19 protein-coding genes are annotated in these 22,092 nt (G+C 40.4%); all 19 read left to right on the top strand.

The window, feature by feature from the left end; translation table 11 throughout:
- Positions 1-435: 435 nt before the first annotated feature.
- The 19 genes from uvrB (at position 436) to AC625_RS21505 (ending at position 22,087) form a co-directional block, all read left to right on the top strand.
- Entirely contained in the window at positions 436-2,415 is a 1,980-nt protein-coding gene (gene uvrB / locus AC625_RS21595) for an excinuclease ABC subunit UvrB (protein ID WP_049683150.1), read from the top strand.
- Between the two features lie 7 nt (positions 2,416-2,422).
- On the top strand, positions 2,423-5,296 hold the full coding sequence (uvrA, locus tag AC625_RS21590; RefSeq protein WP_049683149.1) for an excinuclease ABC subunit UvrA: 2,874 nt from the start codon (positions 2,423-2,425) through the stop codon (positions 5,294-5,296).
- A gap of 623 nt (positions 5,297-5,919) precedes the next feature.
- Positions 5,920-7,023, top strand: a complete 1,104-nt coding sequence (locus tag AC625_RS21585) for a DUF4097 family beta strand repeat-containing protein (RefSeq protein ID WP_049683148.1) — start codon at positions 5,920-5,922, stop codon at positions 7,021-7,023.
- A 295-nt stretch (positions 7,024-7,318) separates the two neighbouring features.
- Positions 7,319-8,254 (top strand): HPr(Ser) kinase/phosphatase, encoded by a 936-nt coding sequence (gene hprK / locus AC625_RS21580; RefSeq protein ID WP_049683147.1) that lies wholly within the window; start codon positions 7,319-7,321, stop codon positions 8,252-8,254.
- 309 nt (positions 8,255-8,563) lie between these two features.
- On the top strand, positions 8,564-9,376 hold the full coding sequence (gene lgt, locus AC625_RS21575; RefSeq protein ID WP_049683146.1) for a prolipoprotein diacylglyceryl transferase: 813 nt from the start codon (positions 8,564-8,566) through the stop codon (positions 9,374-9,376).
- A 27-nt stretch (positions 9,377-9,403) separates the two neighbouring features.
- On the top strand, positions 9,404-10,345 hold the full coding sequence (locus AC625_RS21570) for a nucleoside recognition domain-containing protein (RefSeq protein WP_180320157.1): 942 nt from the start codon (positions 9,404-9,406) through the stop codon (positions 10,343-10,345).
- A complete protein-coding gene (gene ppaX, locus AC625_RS21565; RefSeq protein WP_049683144.1) occupies positions 10,335-10,979 on the top strand; it encodes a pyrophosphatase PpaX in 645 nt (214 codons plus the stop codon). Before AC625_RS21570 ends, ppaX begins: the two co-directional genes overlap by 11 nt.
- A gap of 5 nt (positions 10,980-10,984) precedes the next feature.
- Complete coding sequence (locus tag AC625_RS21560; RefSeq protein WP_049683143.1) at positions 10,985-11,494, top strand: acyltransferase; 510 nt, start codon at positions 10,985-10,987, stop codon at positions 11,492-11,494.
- A 397-nt stretch (positions 11,495-11,891) separates the two neighbouring features.
- Positions 11,892-13,073 carry an ATP phosphoribosyltransferase regulatory subunit gene (locus AC625_RS21555; protein WP_049683142.1) on the top strand — a complete coding sequence of 394 codons (1,182 nt, stop codon included), beginning with the start codon at positions 11,892-11,894 and terminating at the stop codon, positions 13,071-13,073.
- The gene (gene hisG, locus AC625_RS21550; RefSeq protein ID WP_049683141.1) at positions 13,066-13,695 is read left to right on the top strand and encodes an ATP phosphoribosyltransferase; all 630 of its coding nucleotides are present in this window, start codon (positions 13,066-13,068) and stop codon (positions 13,693-13,695) included. Before AC625_RS21555 ends, hisG begins: the two co-directional genes overlap by 8 nt.
- 11 nt (positions 13,696-13,706) lie before the next feature.
- Positions 13,707-14,972: a histidinol dehydrogenase gene (gene hisD, locus AC625_RS21545; RefSeq protein WP_049683140.1), complete on the top strand. Its 1,266-nt coding sequence runs from the start codon at positions 13,707-13,709 to the stop codon at positions 14,970-14,972.
- A 103-nt stretch (positions 14,973-15,075) separates the two neighbouring features.
- Positions 15,076-15,663, top strand: a complete 588-nt coding sequence (gene hisB / locus AC625_RS21540; RefSeq protein ID WP_049683139.1) for an imidazoleglycerol-phosphate dehydratase HisB — start codon at positions 15,076-15,078, stop codon at positions 15,661-15,663.
- Positions 15,664-16,290: an imidazole glycerol phosphate synthase subunit HisH gene (hisH, locus tag AC625_RS21535; protein ID WP_049683138.1), complete on the top strand. Its 627-nt coding sequence runs from the start codon at positions 15,664-15,666 to the stop codon at positions 16,288-16,290.
- A gap of 4 nt (positions 16,291-16,294) precedes the next feature.
- Positions 16,295-17,029, top strand: coding sequence for a 1-(5-phosphoribosyl)-5-[(5-phosphoribosylamino)methylideneamino]imidazole-4-carboxamide isomerase (gene hisA, locus AC625_RS21530; protein WP_049683137.1), 735 nt, complete (start codon positions 16,295-16,297; stop codon positions 17,027-17,029).
- Positions 17,030-17,788: an imidazole glycerol phosphate synthase subunit HisF gene (hisF, locus tag AC625_RS21525; RefSeq protein WP_049683136.1), complete on the top strand. Its 759-nt coding sequence runs from the start codon at positions 17,030-17,032 to the stop codon at positions 17,786-17,788.
- Positions 17,785-18,420 carry a bifunctional phosphoribosyl-AMP cyclohydrolase/phosphoribosyl-ATP diphosphatase HisIE gene (gene hisIE, locus AC625_RS21520; RefSeq protein WP_049683135.1) on the top strand — a complete coding sequence of 212 codons (636 nt, stop codon included), beginning with the start codon at positions 17,785-17,787 and terminating at the stop codon, positions 18,418-18,420. The genes hisF and hisIE overlap by 4 nt, the downstream gene beginning before the upstream one ends.
- A 315-nt stretch (positions 18,421-18,735) precedes the next feature.
- Positions 18,736-20,238 (top strand): tetratricopeptide repeat protein, encoded by a 1,503-nt coding sequence (locus AC625_RS21515; RefSeq protein ID WP_049683134.1) that lies wholly within the window; start codon positions 18,736-18,738, stop codon positions 20,236-20,238.
- An 87-nt stretch (positions 20,239-20,325) separates the two neighbouring features.
- Positions 20,326-21,276 carry a thioredoxin-disulfide reductase gene (gene trxB / locus AC625_RS21510; RefSeq protein WP_049683133.1) on the top strand — a complete coding sequence of 317 codons (951 nt, stop codon included), beginning with the start codon at positions 20,326-20,328 and terminating at the stop codon, positions 21,274-21,276.
- A 352-nt stretch (positions 21,277-21,628) separates the two neighbouring features.
- Positions 21,629-22,087 (top strand): NUDIX hydrolase, encoded by a 459-nt coding sequence (locus AC625_RS21505; RefSeq protein WP_049683863.1) that lies wholly within the window; start codon positions 21,629-21,631, stop codon positions 22,085-22,087.
- The last annotated feature ends 5 nt before the right edge of the window (positions 22,088-22,092 follow it).

Raw genomic sequence — 22,092 nt, 5'->3', positions numbered from 1 at the left:
ATCAGTGGGGGGAAAAGCTGGTGGAAGTTTCACTTTATCTGGCTAACATTTACCTCTTACCTCCTTGTATTGTCGAAAAGGTGTCGAATGAACGTTCGCTTATTATTGGTTTCTTAGTAGTCCATTGTGGTAGAATGTGTATAGAATGCTTCAATAAAGGGCTATAAATAGATATGAGTGATTTAGACGAAAGCCTAACGGTAAAAACAGATAAAATTCATTATAGTACGTGTTCAAAAAGGAGGATAAAAAGAGCTGAGAAGTTCGAGGAGTGATCGTCTCTAACCTTTCGCGTATGCAGCAAAACGAGAGGGCCGGAGAGACAGAGCTTTGAAGCAACTCGCAAGCTTTTTTACCTGATTTTTGAACAATCTCTTATAGACTATGCAAAATTCCGCTTATTAGAAATACGTATTTAGAATGGAGGATCGCTTAGTGAAGGATCAATTTGAGTTAGTCTCCAACTATTCGCCACAAGGAGATCAGCCTGCTGCAATTAAGGAATTAATAGCAGGAGTGGAAAGCGAGAAACGGTATCAGACGTTGCTAGGTGCAACTGGAACGGGAAAAACGTTTACTGTTTCAAATGTAATCAAAGAAATTAATAAGCCAACATTAGTCATTGCTCATAACAAGACACTTGCAGGGCAGCTGTACAATGAATTCAAAGAGTTTTTCCCGAACAATGCTGTTGGATATTTTGTCAGTTATTATGATTACTATCAACCTGAAGCATATGTTCCATCTACAGATACATATATTGAAAAGGATGCAAGCATTAATGATGAGATTGACAAACTGCGTCACTCTGCTACTTCTGCGTTATTTGAACGCCAAGATGTCATTATTGTCGCCAGTGTCTCATGCATTTTCGGTCTCGGTTCCCCAGAAGAATATCGGGAAATGATTGTATCGCTCCGCACAGGTATGGAGATTGACCGAAATAAACTGCTTCATAAATTAGTAGACATTCAATATGAACGAAATGATATCGACTTCCACCGTGGGACGTTCCGTGTACGGGGTGATGTAGTTGAGATATTTCCAGCTTCTCGTGATGAACATTGTGTTCGTGTGGAGTTTTTTGGTGATGAAATTGATCGAATACGTGAAGTAGATGCGTTAACTGGAGAAATTACGGCTGAACGGGATCATATTGCAATATTCCCAGCTTCCCATTTCGTTACCCGTGAAGAGAAAATGAAGATAGCGATTGAGAATATTGAAAAAGAACTAGAAGAATGGTTGGTAGAACTTCGTAAGGAAGACAAACTTCTCGAAGCTCAGCGCCTCGAACAACGTACAAGATATGATCTTGAAATGATGCGTGAAATGGGCTTTTGCTCAGGTATTGAGAATTATTCTAGACATTTAACATTGAAGTCTCCTGGTGAAACACCTTATACATTGATCGATTATTTCCCAAAGGATTTTCTGCTTGTTATAGATGAATCACATGTTACCTTACCGCAAATCCGAGGCATGTATAACGGGGATCAGGCGAGAAAGCAAGTGTTGGTTGATCACGGTTTCCGGTTGCCTTCCGCCAAAGATAACAGACCGCTTCGATTTGAAGAGTTTGAGGAGAAAGTTAATCAAGCTATTTTTGTATCGGCTACGCCTGGTCCGTTTGAATTGGAACATACACCAGAAATGGTCGCGCAAATTATTAGACCAACTGGTTTATTAGATCCAAATATTGAAGTGAGACCGATTGAAGGTCAAATTGATGACTTAATCGGTGAAATTCAAGACCGCATCAAACGAAACGAGCGCGTACTTGTCACAACGCTGACGAAAAAAATGTCTGAGGATCTAACGGATTATTTAAAAGAAATTGGAATTAAGGTTCAGTACCTCCATTCTGAGGTAAAGACTTTAGATCGAATTGAAATTATCCGTGAATTACGAATGGGTAAATACGATGTATTGGTAGGGATTAACTTGCTAAGAGAAGGTCTTGATATTCCTGAAGTATCTTTGGTAACGATACTGGATGCCGATAAAGAAGGATTCTTGCGTTCGGAGCGTTCGCTTATTCAAACAATCGGCCGTGCAGCGAGGAATTCGAATGGGCATGTAATTATGTATGCGGATCGCATGACGAATTCGATGGAATTGGCCATTGGTGAGACAAAGCGGCGTCGTGAAATTCAAGAAGAATACAATAAAAAACACGGGATTACTCCACAAACTATTCAAAAAGAGGTTCGTGGTTCCATTCGTGTGACTCATGCTGCGGAAGATAAAGAAACATACAATACTACTCCTAGTTTCACTAAAATGACAAAACAGGAACGAGAAAAGCTCATTATGAATACAGAGAAAGAAATGAAAGAAGCGGCTAAAGCCCTTGATTTCGAACGGGCAGCACAGCTTCGTGATCTTTTATTCGAGCTGAAAGTGGAAGGGTGACAAGACAATGGCATTGGAAAAAATAACGGTTATTGGTGCGAGAGCCAATAACCTGAAGAATATTGACGTCACAATCCCTAGAGACAAGCTTGTTGTCCTTACTGGATTGTCGGGATCAGGGAAGTCATCGCTTGCATTTGATACGATATATGCAGAAGGGCAGCGGCGCTATGTCGAGTCGCTCTCTGCTTACGCCAGACAATTTTTAGGCCAAATGGACAAGCCAGATGTGGATTCTATTGAAGGCCTTTCACCGGCGATATCTATTGATCAAAAAACAACAAGCCGTAATCCGCGGTCAACAGTAGGAACAGTGACGGAAATTTACGATTATTTACGTTTACTTTACGCACGCGTCGGTAGGCCGACATGCCCTAATCACGGCATTGAAATATCGTCACAAACGATTGAACAGATGGTAGACCGAATTTTAGAATACCCTGATCGAACAAAAATGCAAGTACTTGCGCCAGTTGTATCTGGAAGAAAAGGGGCACACGCCAAAGTTTTTGAAGACATTAAAAAGCAAGGCTATGTGAGAGTTCGGGTAGATGGCGAGATCTTAGATGTAGGGGAAGACATCACGCTTGAGAAAAATAAGAAACATTCGATTGAAGTCATTATCGACCGTATCGTTATTAAAGAAGGAATAGCAGCGCGCCTTGCCGACTCAATGGAAAGTGCTTTAAAGCTTGGAGAAGGCAAAGTATTAATTGATATTAATGGGGAAGAAGAGCTTTTGTTTAGTGAACATCACGCTTGCCCTTATTGTGGGTTCTCTGTTGAAGAGTTGGAGCCGCGCATGTTTTCTTTTAACAGCCCATTTGGCGCCTGTCCAGATTGCGACGGTCTTGGTACGAAACTTGAAGTCGATAAGCAGCTCGTCATTCCGAATGAAGAATTAACCTTAAATCAGAATGCATTTGCGCCTTGGGAACCGACAAGTTCGCAATATTATCCGCAACTACTGAAAACCATTGCTGATCATTATGGAATTGATATGGATACGCCGGTTAAAGACTTGTCGGATGATTTGCTGGATAAGATTTTATATGGCTCTGGAAAAGAAAAGATTCTTTTTCGTTACGAAAATGATTATGGCAGGTTGCACGAAAGCTATATAAACTTCGAAGGTATTTTGAATAATGTGGAACGTCGCTATAAAGAAACAAGCTCAGACTATATCCGTGATCAGATGGAAAAATATATGGCTCAACATGCTTGTCCAACTTGCAAAGGACAGAGGCTGAAAAAGGAAAGCCTCGCTGTCCTCATCCAAAACAAAACGATTAGTGAAACAACGGCTTATTCGATTGAAGAAGCTGTTCACTTTTTTGAAAACCTGGATTTAACGGAAAAAGAACAAGCGATTGCTCAGTTAATTTTGCGTGAAATTAAAGAACGCTTGGGCTTTCTTGCTAATGTCGGCTTAGAGTATTTAACTTTAAGCAGAGCGGCAGGAACACTATCAGGTGGAGAGGCACAGAGAATCAGACTGGCCACTCAGATTGGTTCACGTTTAACGGGTGTGCTTTATATTCTGGATGAACCATCCATCGGCCTTCATCAGAGAGACAATGATCGTCTGATTGAAACGCTAAAGAATATGCGTGAAATTGGCAATACGCTCATCGTTGTTGAACATGATGAAGATACAATGCTTGCTGCCGATTATTTGATTGATGTAGGACCAGGGGCAGGTGCTCATGGAGGAAAAATTGTTTCTGAAGGTACGCCACAGGAAGTAATGGATGATCCCGATTCGTTAACTGGGCAGTATTTGTCAGGGAAGAAATTTATCCCATTGCCAATAGAACGTCGCAAAAGTGATGGTCGTTATATTGAAATCAAAGGAGCGAAAGAAAACAATCTCAAAAATGTGAATGTGAAATTCCCCCTTGGTACATTTACGGCTGTTACTGGTGTTTCGGGTTCCGGGAAAAGTACGTTAGTGAATGAAATTCTTCATAAATCATTAGCGCAAAAACTGAACCGGGCAAAGGCTCGTCCTGGTTCTTTCCGAGAAATCAAGGGTGTCGATCACCTTGATAAGGTCATTGATATTGATCAGTCACCAATCGGAAGAACACCGCGTTCAAATCCTGCTACATATACAGGTGCTTTTGATGATATTCGGGATGTGTTTGCGACAACAAATGAAGCGAAAATCCGCGGCTATAAAAAAGGTCGTTTTAGTTTTAATGTCAAAGGCGGTCGCTGTGAAGCTTGCCGTGGCGATGGAATCATTAAAATCGAAATGCATTTCTTGCCTGATGTATACGTCCCTTGTGAAGTATGTCATGGAAAACGGTATAATCGTGAAACATTGGAAGTGAAATATAAAGGCAAAAATATTGCTGATATTCTAGATTTGACAGTGGAAGAAGCAGTTGGATTCTTTGAAAATATTCCAAAAATCAGTAGAAAACTGCAAACGATTCAAGATGTTGGCTTAGGTTATATTAAACTTGGACAGCCAGCAACCACTCTTTCGGGTGGAGAGGCGCAGCGGGTGAAGCTAGCTTCTGAACTCCATCGTCGTTCAAATGGTCGCTCTTTCTACATTCTTGATGAACCGACGACAGGACTTCATGTAGATGATATAGCCAGGCTTCTTGAAGTCCTTCAGCGGCTCGTTGAAAACGGGGACACCGTTCTTGTCATTGAACATAATCTAGATGTCATTAAATCAGCCGATTATTTGGTCGACCTTGGTCCTGAGGGCGGAGATAAAGGTGGAACGATTATCGCGACTGGAACACCAGAGGAGATCGCTAAGGTAGAGGGGTCTTATACAGGGAAATATCTAAAACCTATACTCGAAAGAGACCGTATCCGAATGGAGAAGAGAATCGAAGAAAAAGAGCATGAACATGTATAAGCAAGCCAATTTGGCTTGCTTGTTTCATATTAAAAGAAGAATTTTGTAGAAAAGCGCTTAATCAAATGATTGATGAAAAGGAGTGCAAACGTGTGTTTTTAGTGATACATTGTGCGAAATTCATTAATTTTTTTGTCATTTGAAATTGTCGAAGTGTAAAGGAAATGTTTGAAGACTTCTTCTTTGTCCTTCATCAAACGATTGATTAAAATGGAAGAGAGAGCGCATTTCAAAAGATATATGCGATAGAAATAGATAGGTGAATATTTTGTCGGTGTGAAAAGAAGAACTTTGCAGAAATTTACGATTATACGCTTAATCAAACGATTGATTAAAACGGATGCCAATATGCATTTTAATCGACATCCTGCTTTAGATTCGTTAATTATTATGTCGTTTAAAATTAGCGAAGTTAAATTTTGTAAGTGATGAAACTTTCATGAATAGTAGGCGTATTAATTAGTAAGCGTGTTTTTATTTTTTTGACTTAAAGCACTACCTAATTGATTCAATAATTATTTACAGGAAGAAAGAAATGCTTAGCTTATTTATCCCGGCTTATTTTTGTGAGAAAATCGAGAAAACGTGTGAAATAAATAGATTGAAATTGGAGGGGAAAGAAAATGAATGAAGAAAAAAAGCGAATTCTACAAATGGTTCAAGATGGTAAGCTATCAACGGATGAAGCTTTAAAGATTTTAGAGGAATTAGATCAGGCGAGTAAAGAATCAGAGAAGAAAGAACAAGTGTTGGTCAATGAATTATCGACCGTCGTGCTTGATAAAGAAAGTACCAATAAGCAACAAGATTATTTTAATAAAAAAATCAGCTCTTCAAAAGAGAAAATCTTTGAATTCGTAGAGAGTGCCGTGAAAAAAATCAAAGAATCGGATTTTGACTTCAATTTTGGTGCTTCACACGAGATCTCGCATATTTTTACCCATGATCAAACTCCGCTTAAAGAGATTGAGATAGATATTGCAAATGGAAAAACGAAAATTATTCCATGGTCTAACAGCGAAATTAGAATCGAATGTCAAGCGAAGGTTTATCGCGGCGCAATGCAGGATGAAGCAAGAGAAGTGCTGTTAAAAGAAGTGCATTTTACAGTAGAAGATGAAAAATTACGTTTCCATGTATTGCAGAAATCTATAAAAGCTGATGTTACTCTGTATATCCCTAATAAAGAGTATGAAGAAGTGTATATCCGTATGTTTAACGGTTCAATATCTGGAGGAGAGTCCTTAAGAGCGAATCATTTTAAAGTAAAGACTGCCAACGGAAAAATTGCTATCGAAGGCGTGACAGGGAAAACACTCGATGCTGAAACGGGGAATGGTAATATTTCTATTCGCCAAGCAACTATAGAAAAAATTGAGACAGAAACATTAAATGGCTCGATTCATGTTGATGGAGTTTATAAAAACCTTGATGCACAATCATTCGCCGGTCAAGTGACATGTCGTGTTGAAGAACCGAATTGTGAATACATTTCCGTCAAAACAGTAACCGGGAAGCTGGATGTATTCCTGCCTACGGGAATTGCGGTTGAAGGAGAGTTGAAATCGAATCTGGGTAACTTCAATGTGAACTTGGATGGCATTCAAATTATTGAAGAGAAAAATGATGTCATTCAAAAAGCGTTGAAATTCAAAACGACCAAACATAGTGTACCTGTTCTTCATTTGTTTGCCGATACGAAAACTGGTGGCATTTCAGTATCGTAAATTGGAATTTCTATTACAGATGAAAATGAAACAAGAGGGTGTTCCATAAGGGGCTGACCACGCACTCTATACACAGTTCATAGTAGTACTTGTGCTTAATTTGAACTGTATTGTGGGTGCATGGTCAACCCCTTGTGATAAGGGACATCCTCTTTAGATATTACATAGTTTGGAAAGGCTATTTTTGTATCGAGTGATTTTACAAAACCTTTGTTTGGATATTTGTAGAAAAATGCTAAAATAAAGATTACCTTTATAAGTGAAATAATTTAACTCCCAGGGAGGCTAACGATACATGGCAAAAGTACGTGTAAAAGATTTGGTAGATACGTTCAATCTTGAATTAGTCAGTGGTGAAGAAGGAATTAACCGTCCTATTATTACAAGTGATCTTTCTCGCCCTGGTTTAGAAATTGCTGGTTTTTTTGATTTTTATCCAGCCGAAAGAATTCAACTACTTGGAATGACAGAGATGTCTTTCTTTGAAAAGCTGAGTGCGTCGGAAAGAACAAGCAGAATGGAAAATCTGTGTCGGGATATTACACCTGGAATTATTATTAGCCGTGGGCATGAAGTACCGGAAGAGCTAATCCTTGCGTCTGAACAACAATCGGTCCCTGTAATGAGATCCAGTATGAAAACAACCCGACTATTTAGTCACTTGACTAATTTTCTTGAAAGTAAACTTGCTCCGACAACCGCTGTCCATGGGGTACTGATTGATATTTATGGAGTCGGCGTGATGATTACTGGGAAAAGTGGCGTTGGTAAAAGTGAGACTGCACTCGAGTTGGTAAAACGAGGACACCGTTTAATTGCGGATGATTGTGTGGAGATTCGCCAGGAAGATCAGGATACACTAGTTGGAAATGCTCCGGAGCTGATTGAGCATTTACTCGAAATTCGCGGACTGGGTATTATTAATGTGATGACATTGTTTGGTGCAGGGGCTGTGAGGAGCAATAAGAAGATTTCTCTCGTTATCAATTTGGAGCTTTGGGAAAAGAACAAGCAATATGATCGTGTCGGCCTTGATGAGGAAAAAGTGAAAATCATTGATACAGAAGTGACGAAATTAACGGTTCCTGTACGTCCAGGAAGAAACTTAGCTGTTATTATAGAAGTGGCTGCGATGAACTTCCGTTTGAAAAGAATGGGCGTCAATGCAGCTGAAATATTCTCAAGCCGGTTGAATAATACGATTTCTGGAAATGGATATGAAGAATTTTAATGTGGACCTTCGCCTCATAAGTGCGTGTTCAAAAAGGAGGATAAAAAGAGTCGGGAAGTTCTGCGAGCGTTTGTCTCAAACCTTTCGCGTGTACAATAACATTGAGGACCGGACTAGCACAGGATGTGCTGACTTCTGTGTTGCTCGTCATGACGTGTGCGATTTTAACAGAAGGTCATTCATGGGCTTTGATGCAATTCGCAGGCTTTTTAATCGGACTTTTTGAACAACCTCTATAAGTGTCATTCCAACTGATGGATTAAGGAATCTTGGATGAAAAATTTCTTGGAATAGAAAAGAGGGAATGTGATGGAGCAAGACATACAGCCGTTAAATCCTATTGCATTTGATTTAGGTTTTTTGGCAGTACATTGGTATGGAATTATCATTGGGTTTGGTGTTCTTCTAGGATTGTATATTGCAACAAGGGAAGCGGACAGAAGGGGAATTGGTAAGGAAACCTTTGTTGATATGATTCTGTTTGCCGTCCCCATTGCAATTATTAGTGCTCGAATTTATTATGTTATTTTTCAGTGGGATTATTATTCGCAAAATCCGGGTCAAATCATTCAAATCTGGAACGGCGGTATTGCGATACACGGAGCGATTATCGGTGCTGTAATAACTGCTATTGTTTTTTCAAAAGTAAGGAAATTATCGTTCTGGAAGCTTGTGGACGTAGCGGCTCCAAGTCTTTTATTAGGGCAAGCGATTGGGCGTTGGGGGAACTTTATGAATCAGGAAGCGCATGGCGGTGAGGTGACGCGTGCCTTTTTAGAAAATCTCCATTTACCTAATTTTATTATTAATCAAATGTACATAGAAGGATCTTATTATCATCCGACATTTTTATATGAATCGATTTGGAACTTGTTGGGTGTTGTGTTGTTGCTATTCTTAAGAAGGTCGAATTTGCATAGAGGGGAGATCTTTTTATCCTATGTCATTTGGTATTCAGTCGGCCGATTCTTCATTGAAGGCTTGCGGACAGATAGTTTAATGCTGACAGAAACACTCCGAATTGCCCAAGTTATTTCAATCGTATTAATTGTAGTGGCAATCGGCCTTTGGGTTTATAGAAGAGTTGGGGGATACGCCGATAAAAAATACTTAGAGGCATAATGAACGAATCGGGGGTGAGGGGAATTGATTGGTAATTCGGTGAAAAAAGGTCTATTGGTAGGGTTAAAGACTACTTGGACTTTAGGTAAAGTGATTTTCCCGGTTACGTTGATTGTATCCGTGCTTCAATATACACCGGTTTTGCAATGGATCATCGATTTCATTGCTCCTTTTATGAATATGATTGGACTGCCGGGAGAAGCTGCAATTCCTCTTGTATTAGGCAATTTTTTAAATTTGTATGCAGGAATTGCCGGGATTTTAACGCTTGATTTATCGGTGAAAGAAGTCTTTATTATTGCCATCATGTTATCGTTTAGTCACAATTTGTTTATTGAATCGGGAGTTGCAGCGAAGGTCGGTGTAAAACTTTGGACTATTTTAACGGTCAGAATTGGCTTAGCTTTATTGGCTGCTGTTATTATTAATCTCGTTTGGCAAGGTGGATCAGAGCTTGCCAAATACGGATTTGTTAGTCCGGAGACAGCGGAAATTAATGGAGTGTGGGCAATTCTACTGAATGGGTTGGAACGGGCTGCTTCTGGGGTACTGCAATTAGCTTTTATTGTTATTCCATTAATGATTATCATGCAGATTATGAAAGATTTGAATTGGCTTAATGCTATGTCAAAGGTTTTGGCACCATTTACAAAGGTTCTAGGGATGAAGCCCAATACATCGATGACGATGGTGGCAGGTCTCACAATCGGATTGGCGTATGGGGCTGGTGTCATGATCCAAGCAGCTAAAGAAGATAATGTAAGTAAAAAAGATATGACACTTGCTTTTATTTTTCTAGTGGCGTGTCATGCTGTCGTTGAGGATACATTAATATTTATTCCGCTTGGGATTCCAGTTTGGCCATTGTTGGTCATTAGGCTAACAACAGCTATTCTGTTAACGATGATTATCGGGTTTATTTGGAATCGATCGGAGTTTACGCAAAGGAAGGAAGCTTATGAACAGTAAAATTACAACTTTATTATTCGATTTAGACGGAACATTGATTAATACAAATGAATTAATTGTTGCTTCATTTTTAGATACATTAAATTATTATTATCCTGATCGTTATAAACGTGAGGATGTCATTCCTTTTAATGGTCCGCCTCTTTTTGAAACATTCCATAGTATTGATCCAGAACGTGCGGAAGAGATGGTCACGCATTATCGGAAGCATAATTTGGAACATCATGATCTGTTAGTAACGGAATTCGACGGGATTTATGAAACGTTAAAAATGTTGAAGGAGAGCGGCTATAAACTGGCGATTGTTTCAACAAAGATAAGTGCCGTTGTGATGAAGGGCTTGCAATTGACGAAGCTGGATGAGTTTTTTGAGGTGATTATTGCGTTAGATCATGTGGAAAAAGCGAAACCGGATCCTGAACCAGTTCAGAAGGCGTTGGCTTTATTGGGCTCGTCTCCTGAAGAATCCATTATGATAGGTGATAACTATCACGATATTTTATCTGGACAAAATGCTGGGACAAAAACAGCAGGAGTGGCTTGGTCGGCGAAGGGCCGGGAGCATCTTGAGCAATACAATCCGGATTATATTCTTGAGAAGATGTCAGATTTAATCACGATTTTAGAGGGGTAAGCCTTATGAGACGGACAACAAGGTACCCGGTAGAAGATGCAAACTCGCTTTGGCATGTCTATAAAACGGTTCCTTTTTGGAAAGTTGTGAAAAATTTTGGTGTAATTCAGCTTGCCAGATACACACCTTTTTTAGGAATGAAAAACTGGCTGTATCGTGTTTTTTTGAGAATGAAGGTTGGGGATCAAACGTCATTTGCCCTTATGGTCATGCTGGATTGTATGTTTCCTGAAAAAATTACAGTCGGTAGAAATACAGTCATTGGCTATAACACAACAATTTTAGCACATGAATATTTAATTAAAGAATATCGGCTTGGGGAAGTTGTGATTGGCAATGAGGTCTTAATTGGTGCCAATTCAACGATTCTACCAGGAGTTGTTATTGGCGATGGGGCTATTGTATCAGCAGGTACGCTTGTTCATAAAGATGTACCTGCTGGCGCATTTGTAGGCGGTAACCCCATGCGCATCATTTACACGAAAGACGAAAGAACGAATCAATTGGAATTTTGAATCAAATTGAACGAATAAAAGATGTCCCAATAGGGCCAGACCTTACAAGCTATACACAGTTCCGAGTGGTACAACCACTTAAATTGAACTGCCTATAGTCATTGCGAGGACTGGTCCTTTTATTATGGGAAATGGGGTCTGACCCCTGCAAGGCCTTGCGCAAACCCATGAATTATAAGGGAGTTCAGTGTATGAGAGAAGTTGGGAAATAGGGTCTGACCCCAAAATGTTGTGCTTGACGTGGTGCTATTTGGAGGGTAGAATATGAATAACTTCAACTCGGTAGTATGGTAGTGAACTAAAGTATTTTGTTTTATCTGTATATTTATGTGGTAAGTTTTGGTTGGTTTTGCGAGAATGATTAAGAGTGAAGATAATTCTTGAAGGATGTGTTGTTGTGACTAAGCCGTTTATGTTTGAAAAGCCACTAGGCATGCGAGATACGCTTCCGTTGTTATATGAAACGAAGGCATTGGTAAGAAATCGTATGAGCGTTGAGATTAAGAAGTGGGGATATCAATTTATTGAAACGCCAGCATTGGAATATTATGAAACAATCGGAGAGGCTTCAGCAATCTTAGATCAGCAATTGTTTAAATTACTTGATCAGCAAGGACACGCACTTGTTCTTCGACCGGATATGACAACGCCAATTGCCAGAGTTGCAGCATCTAAGCTACTAAAGCAACAAATTCCACTACGCCTTGCATACTCAGCCAATGTGTATCGGGCTCAGCAAAGAGAGGGTGGTCGTCCGGCAGAGTTTGAACAGATTGGAATCGAGCTCATTGGTAATCCATCCATTAGTGCTGATGCAGAAATTATTTCACTACTTGTAGATGTGCTAAAAGCGACAGGTCTTAAAGACTTTAAAATAGCAATCGGACATATAGGCTTTCTACAGGAATTATTTATTAGCATTTTAGGAAATGAAGAACGAGCAGCCGTTTTACGGAAATATTTATATGAAAAAAACTATGTAGGCTATCGTGAACATGTGAAGTCACTTCCTTTATCGTCGATTGACAAGCAACGATTAATTGATTTCGTTTCCTTAAAAGGCGAGGAGAATACATTAAGCAAGGCCGCAAACTTGCTTGAACACGAAACGGGAAGAGAAACGCTTCAAGATTTGAAAGAGTTGGCTCTGCAGCTAAAGGAATTTGGAATCGAAGAATTTATCTCGTTTGATTTAACGCTCGTCAGTCATATGAGTTATTACACGGGCACTCTTTTCGAAGTATATGCCAATCAGGTCGGTTCACCGATTGGTAACGGAGGCCGATATGACAGCCTTCTTGAAAAATTCGGTTGGAACACTCCTGCAACAGGATTTGCCATCCGAATGGATCGTCTGACCGAAGCGCTAGGAGAAATAAAAGAAACGGAAGCATCTGAATGTGTCGTCTTCAGTCCTGAACGGAGAAAAGAAGCGCTTGATTTTGCCAAGGAAAAACGTGAACGAGGGATAAACGTAACGATTCAAGAAATTAACGCATTAGAGAACGTCGATGCATTTACTAAAGCGTTTCATGAGGTTCATTTGTATATTGGAAATGGAGGTGCAAGAAGTGAATAGCTTTCTAACAATTGCGATGCCAAAAGGTAGGATTTTTGAAGAGGCGGCAGATTTATTACGAAAAGCGGACTTCCGTCTTCCTCCAGAATTTGATGATTCACGAAAACTCATTTTAGAAATAGAAGAAGAGAATTTACGATTTATTTTGGCAAAACCTATGGATGTGGTCACCTATGTGGAGCATGGCGTTGCGGATGTTGGGATTGCAGGGAAAGATGTTATGTTGGAGGAAGAACGGGATGTTTATGAATTGCTAGATTTGAAAATAAGTACTTGCTATTTAGCAGTAGCTGGACTTCCTAATACAAAAATTAGTGATATTACACCGAAAATCGCCAGTAAGTATCCAAATGTAGCCTCTAGTTATTTTCGCGAACAAGGTGAACAAGTAGAAATTATTAAGTTGAATGGATCGATTGAACTGGCACCTCTAATTGGTCTCGCAGAAAGAATTGTTGACATTGTGTCGACAGGGCAAACATTAAAGGAAAATGGACTTGTTGAATATGCAAAAATTGCCGATGTGACATCGAGATTAATTGCGAATCCGGTGAGCTATCGAATAAAAGAAAAAAGAATTACAGAAATTGTCGATCGGCTTGCAGAAATCGTCAATCAGTAGGAGGTGAAGTGATGAAGATAGAGCGTTTTACAGAAGGGACCTCATTAAAGCGTTCGGTAGATTCAGGAACGGCTGACCAGCGTAAGGCAGTACAAGATATCATCGATGAAGTGAGAAAATCTGGAGATGGGGCAGTTGCCTATTATACAGAGAAATTTGATGGGGTAAAGCTTAAGCAATTCGCTGTTTCGATGAAGGAAATAGAAGGAGCAGTTGATGAACTAAGTGAGTATGAACGATCGATCATTGAAGAAGCAGCCGCTAATATCCGCTCTTTTCATGAAAAACAGCTAAAGAATTCGTGGATTTCGACAGATGAAACAGGAACAATGCTCGGACAAAAATTAACTGCACTTGATGCGGTTGGGGTGTATGTGCCAGGTGGGACGGCTGCGTACCCGTCATCGGTATTGATGAATGTAATTCCTGCGAAGGTAGCTGGTGTGGAACGAATCGTAATGGTTTCTCCTCCTGGGAAGGATGGGAAGCTGTCTAAGTCGGTTATGGCAGCCGCGAAAATCGCTGGTGTTACAGAAATCTATCAAATCGGTGGTGCACAGGCTGTTGCGGCACTTGCATATGGAACAGACACAATTGAAAAAGTCGATAAAATTGTCGGACCTGGCAATATCTATGTAGCGTTAGCAAAAAGAGAAGTATTCGGAGACGTAGCAATCGATATGATTGCAGGGCCAAGTGAAATTGCAGTTCTCGCTGATGAAACAGCCATTGCCAAAGAAGTAGCAGCAGATTTACTGTCGCAAGCAGAGCATGATGCCAGAGCATGCAGCGTGCTGATCACCACAGAAGCAAGCTTAGCACATGAGGTGGCCAAAGAGGTGGAAAAACAGTTGACCTCGTTACCGAGACGAGAGATTGCAGAAGCTTCAATTCGGGATTATGGGAAGATTATCGTGTGCGAAGATATGAATCAGGCGATTATGGCCGTTAATACACTTGCACCAGAGCATCTTGAAATTATCACGAAAGATCCACTTGAAGTGATGGCTCAAGTACGCCATGCTGGTGCCATTTTCTTAGGGAGATACAGTACAGAGCCAGTCGGTGACTACTTTGCAGGACCAAACCATGTACTTCCGACAAACGGCACAGCCCGTTTTTCAAGCCCACTAAATGTGGACGACTTTCAGAAAAAATCAAGCATTATCATGTACAGCCAAACAGCCTTTAAGAAAAACGCAGAAAAAATTGCAACCTTTGCCAGGCTTGAAGGCCTCGAAGCCCACGCCCGAGCTGTAGAATCACGTGGGAAATAGGGTCTGACCCCTAATCGGGCGACATCAAGGCATTGATATATCAGGGTTTATGCAAGGAAAATAGATTTGGGAAATGGGGTCTGACCCCTAGGAGGAGGTTCGTATGGAGCGTGTTGGTAGTGTTGTGAGGAAGACTGGTGAAACAGATGTGAAGCTTGCGTTTACCGTGGATGGTGAGGGTGTATCTCGAATTGAGACGGGTGTGCCATTTATGACACATATGTTGGATTTATTTACGAAGCATGGTCATTTTGATCTGACGGTTGATGCTCAAGGTGATATTGAAGTGGATGCTCATCATACAACAGAGGATATTGGGATTTGTCTTGGGCAGGCATTAATCAAAGCCCTCGGTGATAAGCGTGGAATTAAACGCTACGGAAATGCATTTGTGCCTATGGATGAGGCGTTAGCACAGGTTGTCGTTGATCTTAGCAACCGTCCACACTTAGAATTTCGAGCAGAGTTTCCGTCACAGAAGGTTGGGACATTTGATACCGAGCTTGTTCATGAGTTTCTCTGGAAATTAGCACTTGAAGCCCGTATGAATCTACATGTAATTGTTCATTACGGCCAAAATACGCACCATATTATTGAAGCAATTTTTAAAGCTCTCGGAAGGGCCCTTGATGAAGCGACAACAATTGATCCCCGTGTAAAAGGTATTCCTTCTACGAAAGGATTGTTATAAATGATTGGCATTGTCGATTATGGCATGGGCAATTTGTTCAGTGTTAGTAAAGCACTCGAACGTTTAGATGTAGAGTTTTTTATTTCAGATGACCCTGCTGAACTGGAAAAAGCAGAAGGGATCATCCTACCAGGAGTCGGTTCGTTCAGAGACGCCATGATTTTACTCGAGCGTAAGGAACTAGATGTTTTTCTGAAGAAACACGTAGCCAATGGTCGGTATCTATTAGGAATTTGTCTAGGTATGCAGCTATTATTCGAGGAAAGTGAAGAAAATGGACCTGCAAAAGGTCTGTCACTTATTCCAGGGAGAGTCGCACGTTTTTCTGGTATAGACTCCAAAAACAATTCCTATAAAGTTCCGCATATGGGCTGGAACAAACTAACTTTCAACCATTCATCTCCTCTTTTAAAAGGACTTGAAGAGGATTATGTATATTTCGTTCATTCATATTTCGCAGTGACAAATGAAACTGAAGTTGTGACTGCATCTGCAAAATACGATGTGGACGTTCCGGCGATCGTCACAAAAGAAAATGTATTCGGTATGCAGTTTCACCCAGAAAAAAGCAGTGCAATCGGCATGTCCCTATTAAAAAATTACTTGTCACTAGTGAAAGGGAGGTAATGAGATGTCTAATTTCACAATCTACCCTGCCATTGATATGCGCGGTGGGAATTGTGTTCGTTTAATTCAAGGCGATTATAATCAAGAAACCGTTTATGGTGATTCTCCGTTTGACATGGCGAAAAGTTTCGCCAGTCAAGGGGCAGAGTGGATACATATGGTCGATCTCGACGGAGCGAAAGCAGGGGGCAGAATCAATGATTCGTATGTGATTCAAGCAGCGAAAGAACTCGGTGCTAACATTCAAATTGGCGGTGGAATCCGTACAGAGGCAGATGTTGTCCATTATCTCGAACGTGGCGTTGAACGAGTTATTCTCGGTAGCGCAGCTGTATCAGACCCGGGTTTCACCAAAACGATGCTTGGTAAATACGGCAAGCATATTGCAATCGGCATCGATGCAAAAGATGGGAAAGTCGCAACGCACGGCTGGCTCCAAACATCGGAAACAACGGCAATCGAGCTTGGCAAGGCCCTAGCTGACGAAGGAGCTGAAGTGTTCATCGTTACCGACATTGCAACAGATGGCATGCTTTCTGGGCCTAACGTGGAAGGAATTGTTGCAATGGCAGAAGCAACTGGCAAAGGCGTTATTGCCTCGGGTGGAATAAGCAGCCTAAAAGACCTTATCACGTTAAAGGAATATCAAAATCAGGGGGTTATTGGAGCCATTGTCGGCAAAGCAATCTATACAAATCGGTTTACAGTCAAGGAAGCCTTAGAAAAGGTGCGTGATTAAATGTTGACCAAACGAATTATTCCATGCTTGGACGTGAAAGAAGGTAGAGTTGTTAAAGGAGTTCAATTCGTATCCTTACGTGATGCAGGAGATCCAGTAGAACTTGCTGCGTTTTATGATAAAGAAGGAGCCGACGAACTGGTATTTCTTGATATTTCTGCTTCGCATGAAGGTCGGGAAACGATGGTTGATGTCGTAAAGGCAGTTGCCGGAAGTCTCGCCATCCCATTTACTGTTGGCGGCGGCATTAATTCCCTTGAGGATATGAAACAAATCCTTCGAGCAGGGGCCGATAAGGTTTCGCTAAACACATCCGCCGTCCTACGCCCAGAATTAATTACAGAAGGGGCAGATTACTTCGGTTCACAATGCATCGTAGTCGCTGTTGATGCACGGTGGGATGAGTCGCTCGGTTCATGGCGTGTCTATACGCATGGAGGCAGACGAGCAACGGATTGGGATGTCATTGCCTGGGTAAAAGAAGCGGTAAACCGAGGTGCTGGGGAAATCCTTCTTACAAGTATGGATAATGATGGTGAAAAACAAGGCTTTAATCTTGCTTTGACAAAAGCAGTGAGCGAATCGGTTTCCGTCCCGGTTATTGCATCTGGAGGAGCAGGGAGTGCCGCTCATTTTGAAGAAGCCTTTACAACAGGAAAAGCAGATGCGGCGCTTGCTGCTTCGATTTTTCACTATAAAGAAACGTCCGTTAAAGAAGTGAAAAGCTTTTTAAAACAGAAGGGTGTTGTTGTAAGATGAATCAGCGAATAAAATTTGATGATAAAGGCTTGATTCCCGCTATCGTTCAGGATGCCGTAACAGGAGAGGTGCTAACTCTAGCGTATATGAATGAAGAGTCTTTGCTGCTCTCTATGGAAAAAGGTGAAACGTGGTTCTTTAGCCGCACGCGTAATGAGCTATGGCATAAAGGAGAAACAAGCGGAAATACACAAACCATTACTGAAATAAAGTACGATTGTGATCAAGATGCACTAATCGTCAAAGTGAATCCAGCGGGTCCAGCCTGTCACACTGGTACGACCAGTTGCTTTACTGAAACGTTATTTGAAAATGGAAATACAAACTCTCAAGCGAAACCTGATGCGAACTTTTTATTAGAACTAGAAAAACTGATTGGGACTAGAAAAGAAACGATGCCAGAAGGTTCCTATACAACCTATTTATTCGAAAAAGGCGTCGATAAAATTTTGAAAAAAGTCGGAGAAGAAGCGGCTGAAGTGATTATTGCTGCAAAAAATCGAGATCATGTTGAACTTTCGCTTGAATCCGCAGATCTTTTGTATCACTTGTTCGTTTTACTACAAGAACAAGAACTGCCATTTGTAGATGTGTTAGCCGTTTTACAGCAACGACACGCTAAAAAAGAGTAAATGCAAAATGAGGAAAGTATCATGCATACTTTCCTCATTTTTTATTCAAAGTCAAACTTTTTCATGGGTTCGCTATGTAAAAAGATTTGCCAAAAGGAACATAGAACGTCTTCATGTTTACAACCTTATTTTTGGACCTGAAAATTTACTTTAGCCGACGAAGACAATATGGTAAAAGGTTTGTAGGGCATAAGTCCCTTAAATGATTTTCCTTTTTTTGGTTGTTTTTATTTTCTTTACGATTTTATCGAGATGCCAAGATTCTTCCAGTATGTTATAATACGAAGGTTAAACAACTACTAGATGGAGGATTCCATGGGCAAAGATTCTAAAATGTATAAACAAGCTAAAGTTTTCTCCTTTCATCCGACAGGAGAATATTACTTTACTAAAGGTTTAAAAGCTTATCACAGACGTGATTTATATAATGCTAAAAAATTTCTTATCCGTGCATTTGAATTGGAACCAACGGAACCGATGATTGCGTGTCAGCTTGCGGTTACGTGTACAGAAATCGGGGAATATAGTTATTCAAATATTCTACTTGAAAACATTCTTGCGGATATGGACCCATTTATGACGGAATGCCATTATTTTTTGGCAAATAATTATGCGCACCTTGGCATGTTTAAGGAAGCGTATCGCCATGCGAGTGCTTATCTGGATAAAGAAGAAGACGGAGAGTTCAGTGAAGACGCAGAAGATCTTCTGGATTTAATTACATTTGAATCCGGTGAAACCGAGGAAAGTTTGATTCATCAAGACGGCTTGATTTACCAACAGGAAAAAGCTCGTGAATGTTTAGAGGCAGGTAACTTCGAAGAAGCTGTTGAAGTGTTGAAGGAAACCATTAAAGAATACGCGGAATATTGGTCAGCGTATAATAATTTGGCGCTCGCCTATTTTTATCTTGGAGAAACAGATAAAGCCTTTGAAACATTAGAGGAAGTATTGGAAAAAAGCCCGGGGAATTTACATGCACTATGTAATCTTTTGGTTTTCTATCATTATCAACAAAGTGAAGATAAGATACATGCACTAGTCATGACGTTGGAAAAGGTCCGCCCTATTTTAACGGAGCATCGTATCAAACTTGGTTCTACATTTGCTTTGATCGGGCGATATAGCCTCGCGTATACATGGTTGAAGCATCTGCAAAAGCAAGGGCATGAAGGTGATGATACATTCTATTACTGGTTAGCTGTATCTGCCTATCAATTAGGACATGAGAGAACGGCTGAGAAAGCCTGGAAAAGAGTTTTAGAATTAAACCCTGACAAGGAAGGGTTTGAACCGTGGGGAGATATGAATGATTCTCTTAATGGGTTTGAAGATCATTTGCCTTCGATTTTGAAACGCTTCGAAAGTGATTATCTAGAGGAACGGATCTTTGCTCTTTTTTTAACTAAGCATTCGATTAAAAAGGATCATATTCTAAAGCATCCAGCTCTTTGTAATAATCCACTTCTTACGGATTTGGAAAAAGAATATATGGAGTATGTGGAACGACAGAAGTTGAATCAAGAGAACTCGGCTATTGAATTTGCCGATCGAACGGCTGAAATTTTGTATGCACACTTCCACCCAATCCAGCTTATGGAAGCAGGCCTTTATTTAACCTGGTTTTCCGTGTTTGTAGAAGCGATGAAAAGTGAAATTAAACTTGTGAATCCAACAGGTTGGGCTGCAGCAGTTGAGTATTCTTGGTATAGGTTACGTAATGAAAAGAAAAGTCAGCAGGAAATTGCCGCAAAGCACTTGATTTCAGTTTCTACTCTTGGAAAATACGTTAAATTGGTGAATAGCTTGCTTCAGTGAGCATAAATTTGGACGTATTTTTATTTGTTATATAGGATGTAAGTATATCGGAAATACTAAATGTAATGATTATCGGGAGTGAATGCTATGACTGAAGAAAAAATATATGATGTGATTATTATCGGTGCTGGACCGGCTGGGATGACTGCAGCTGTTTACACTTCTCGTGCGAATCTCGAAACATTAATGATTGAACGTGGAATTCCAGGTGGTCAAATGGCCAATACGGAAGAAGTGGAAAACTATCCAGGGTTCGAGACGATATTAGGGCCGGAACTTTCTACAAAAATGTTCGATCATGCCAAGAAATTTGGAGCCGAATATGCCTATGGTGATGTGAAGGAAATCGTCGATGGTGAAGAATACAAAACTGTTCGTGCTGGTTCTAAGGAATATAAAGCAAAAGCGATCATCTTATCATCAGGTGCAGAATATAAGAAAATTGGCGTACCAGGTGAGAAAGAATTAGGCGGACGCGGGGTTTCTTATTGTGCGGTCTGCGATGGTGCATTCTTTAAACAAAAGGAATTGTTCGTTATTGGTGGAGGAGATTCAGCGGTCGAAGAAGGCGTGTATTTAACTCGCTTTGCTTCTAAGGTTACGATTGTCCACCGTCGAGAAGAGCTTCGTGCTCAGAAAATCCTTCAAGAACGTGCATTTGCTAATGAAAAGGTTGATTTTATTTGGAATCACACCTTGAAAGAGATTCACGAAAAGGACGGAAAAGTGGGCAGTGTTACGCTTGTTTCGACTGTGGATGGAGAAGAACAGGAATTAAGTGCGGATGGTGTGTTTGTTTATATCGGCATGAACCCTCTTTCTAAACCTTTCGAAAACCTAGGTATCACAAATGCTGGTGGTTATATTTTGACAGATGATACGATGGAAACAAAAGTACCTGGTATCTTTGCGGCCGGAGATATTCGTGAAAAAACGCTACGTCAAATTGTTACGGCGACAGGTGACGGTAGCATTGCTGCACAAAGTGCCCAACATTATGTAGAAGTGCTAAATGAAAAGCTGAAAGTGAAGTCTTGAATTTTTTACAATTCGTAATTCTGTCTTAATCATGTTGTAACATGGATGCAACATCTTTTCGGTATAGTTAGGGTAGTAATTGACCCCCTTTAATAAATATAAACTTGTGGATGGCACAGATGTTTACGTCTGTGTCTTTTTTTTGTCTAGAACAAGTATGGAAAAAAATTTCCTGATTCTTGTTCATTGTAGCTCGTATCTAAAGATAGTATAATAGAAGTTAAACAAATGTATGGCAGAGCTGTATAATTTATTTCTTTTGCTACGTGTAATTTTACATAGCATGGAAGTTTTACTTTATAAATTTTTGTACAAGACAAAGACTGGATTAGAGTCGATTGAGGTGAAGAACGTGCAACGTGTCACAAATTGTGTGTTAGTAAGGGACAATAAAACACTTCTTTTAAAAAAACCGAGAAGAGGCTGGTGGGTTGCTCCAGGAGGCAAAATGGAACCTGGCGAATCTGTTCGCGATGCCTGTATTCGGGAATATCGTGAAGAAACAGGCGTATATTTAAAAAACCCAGCAATTAAAGGGATTTTTACGTTTATCATTAAAGAAGGCGAAAAAGTTTTAGAAGAGTGGATGATGTTCACCTTTTTCACTACCGAATCAGACGGGATTAACGTGGATTCATGTGAAGAAGGAGAACTAAGCTGGATTGCTATTGATGAAATGAAGAATCTTCCAATGGCTGAGGGTGACTACCATATATTAGAATATATGGTTCGCGGAAGCGGAATCATATATGCCACTTTTACGTATACACCTGAGTTCAAGCTGCTTTCATATCGACTCGATCCAGGTTGAATAAA

It is taken from the genome of Peribacillus loiseleuriae, from assembly GCF_001183985.1.
In the GTDB taxonomy this organism is placed as follows: Bacteria; Bacillota; Bacilli; order Bacillales; family DSM-1321; genus Peribacillus; species Peribacillus loiseleuriae.
The sequence above is the reverse complement of the archived record's forward strand: the minus strand, read 5'-3'. Positions and strand labels throughout refer to the sequence as shown.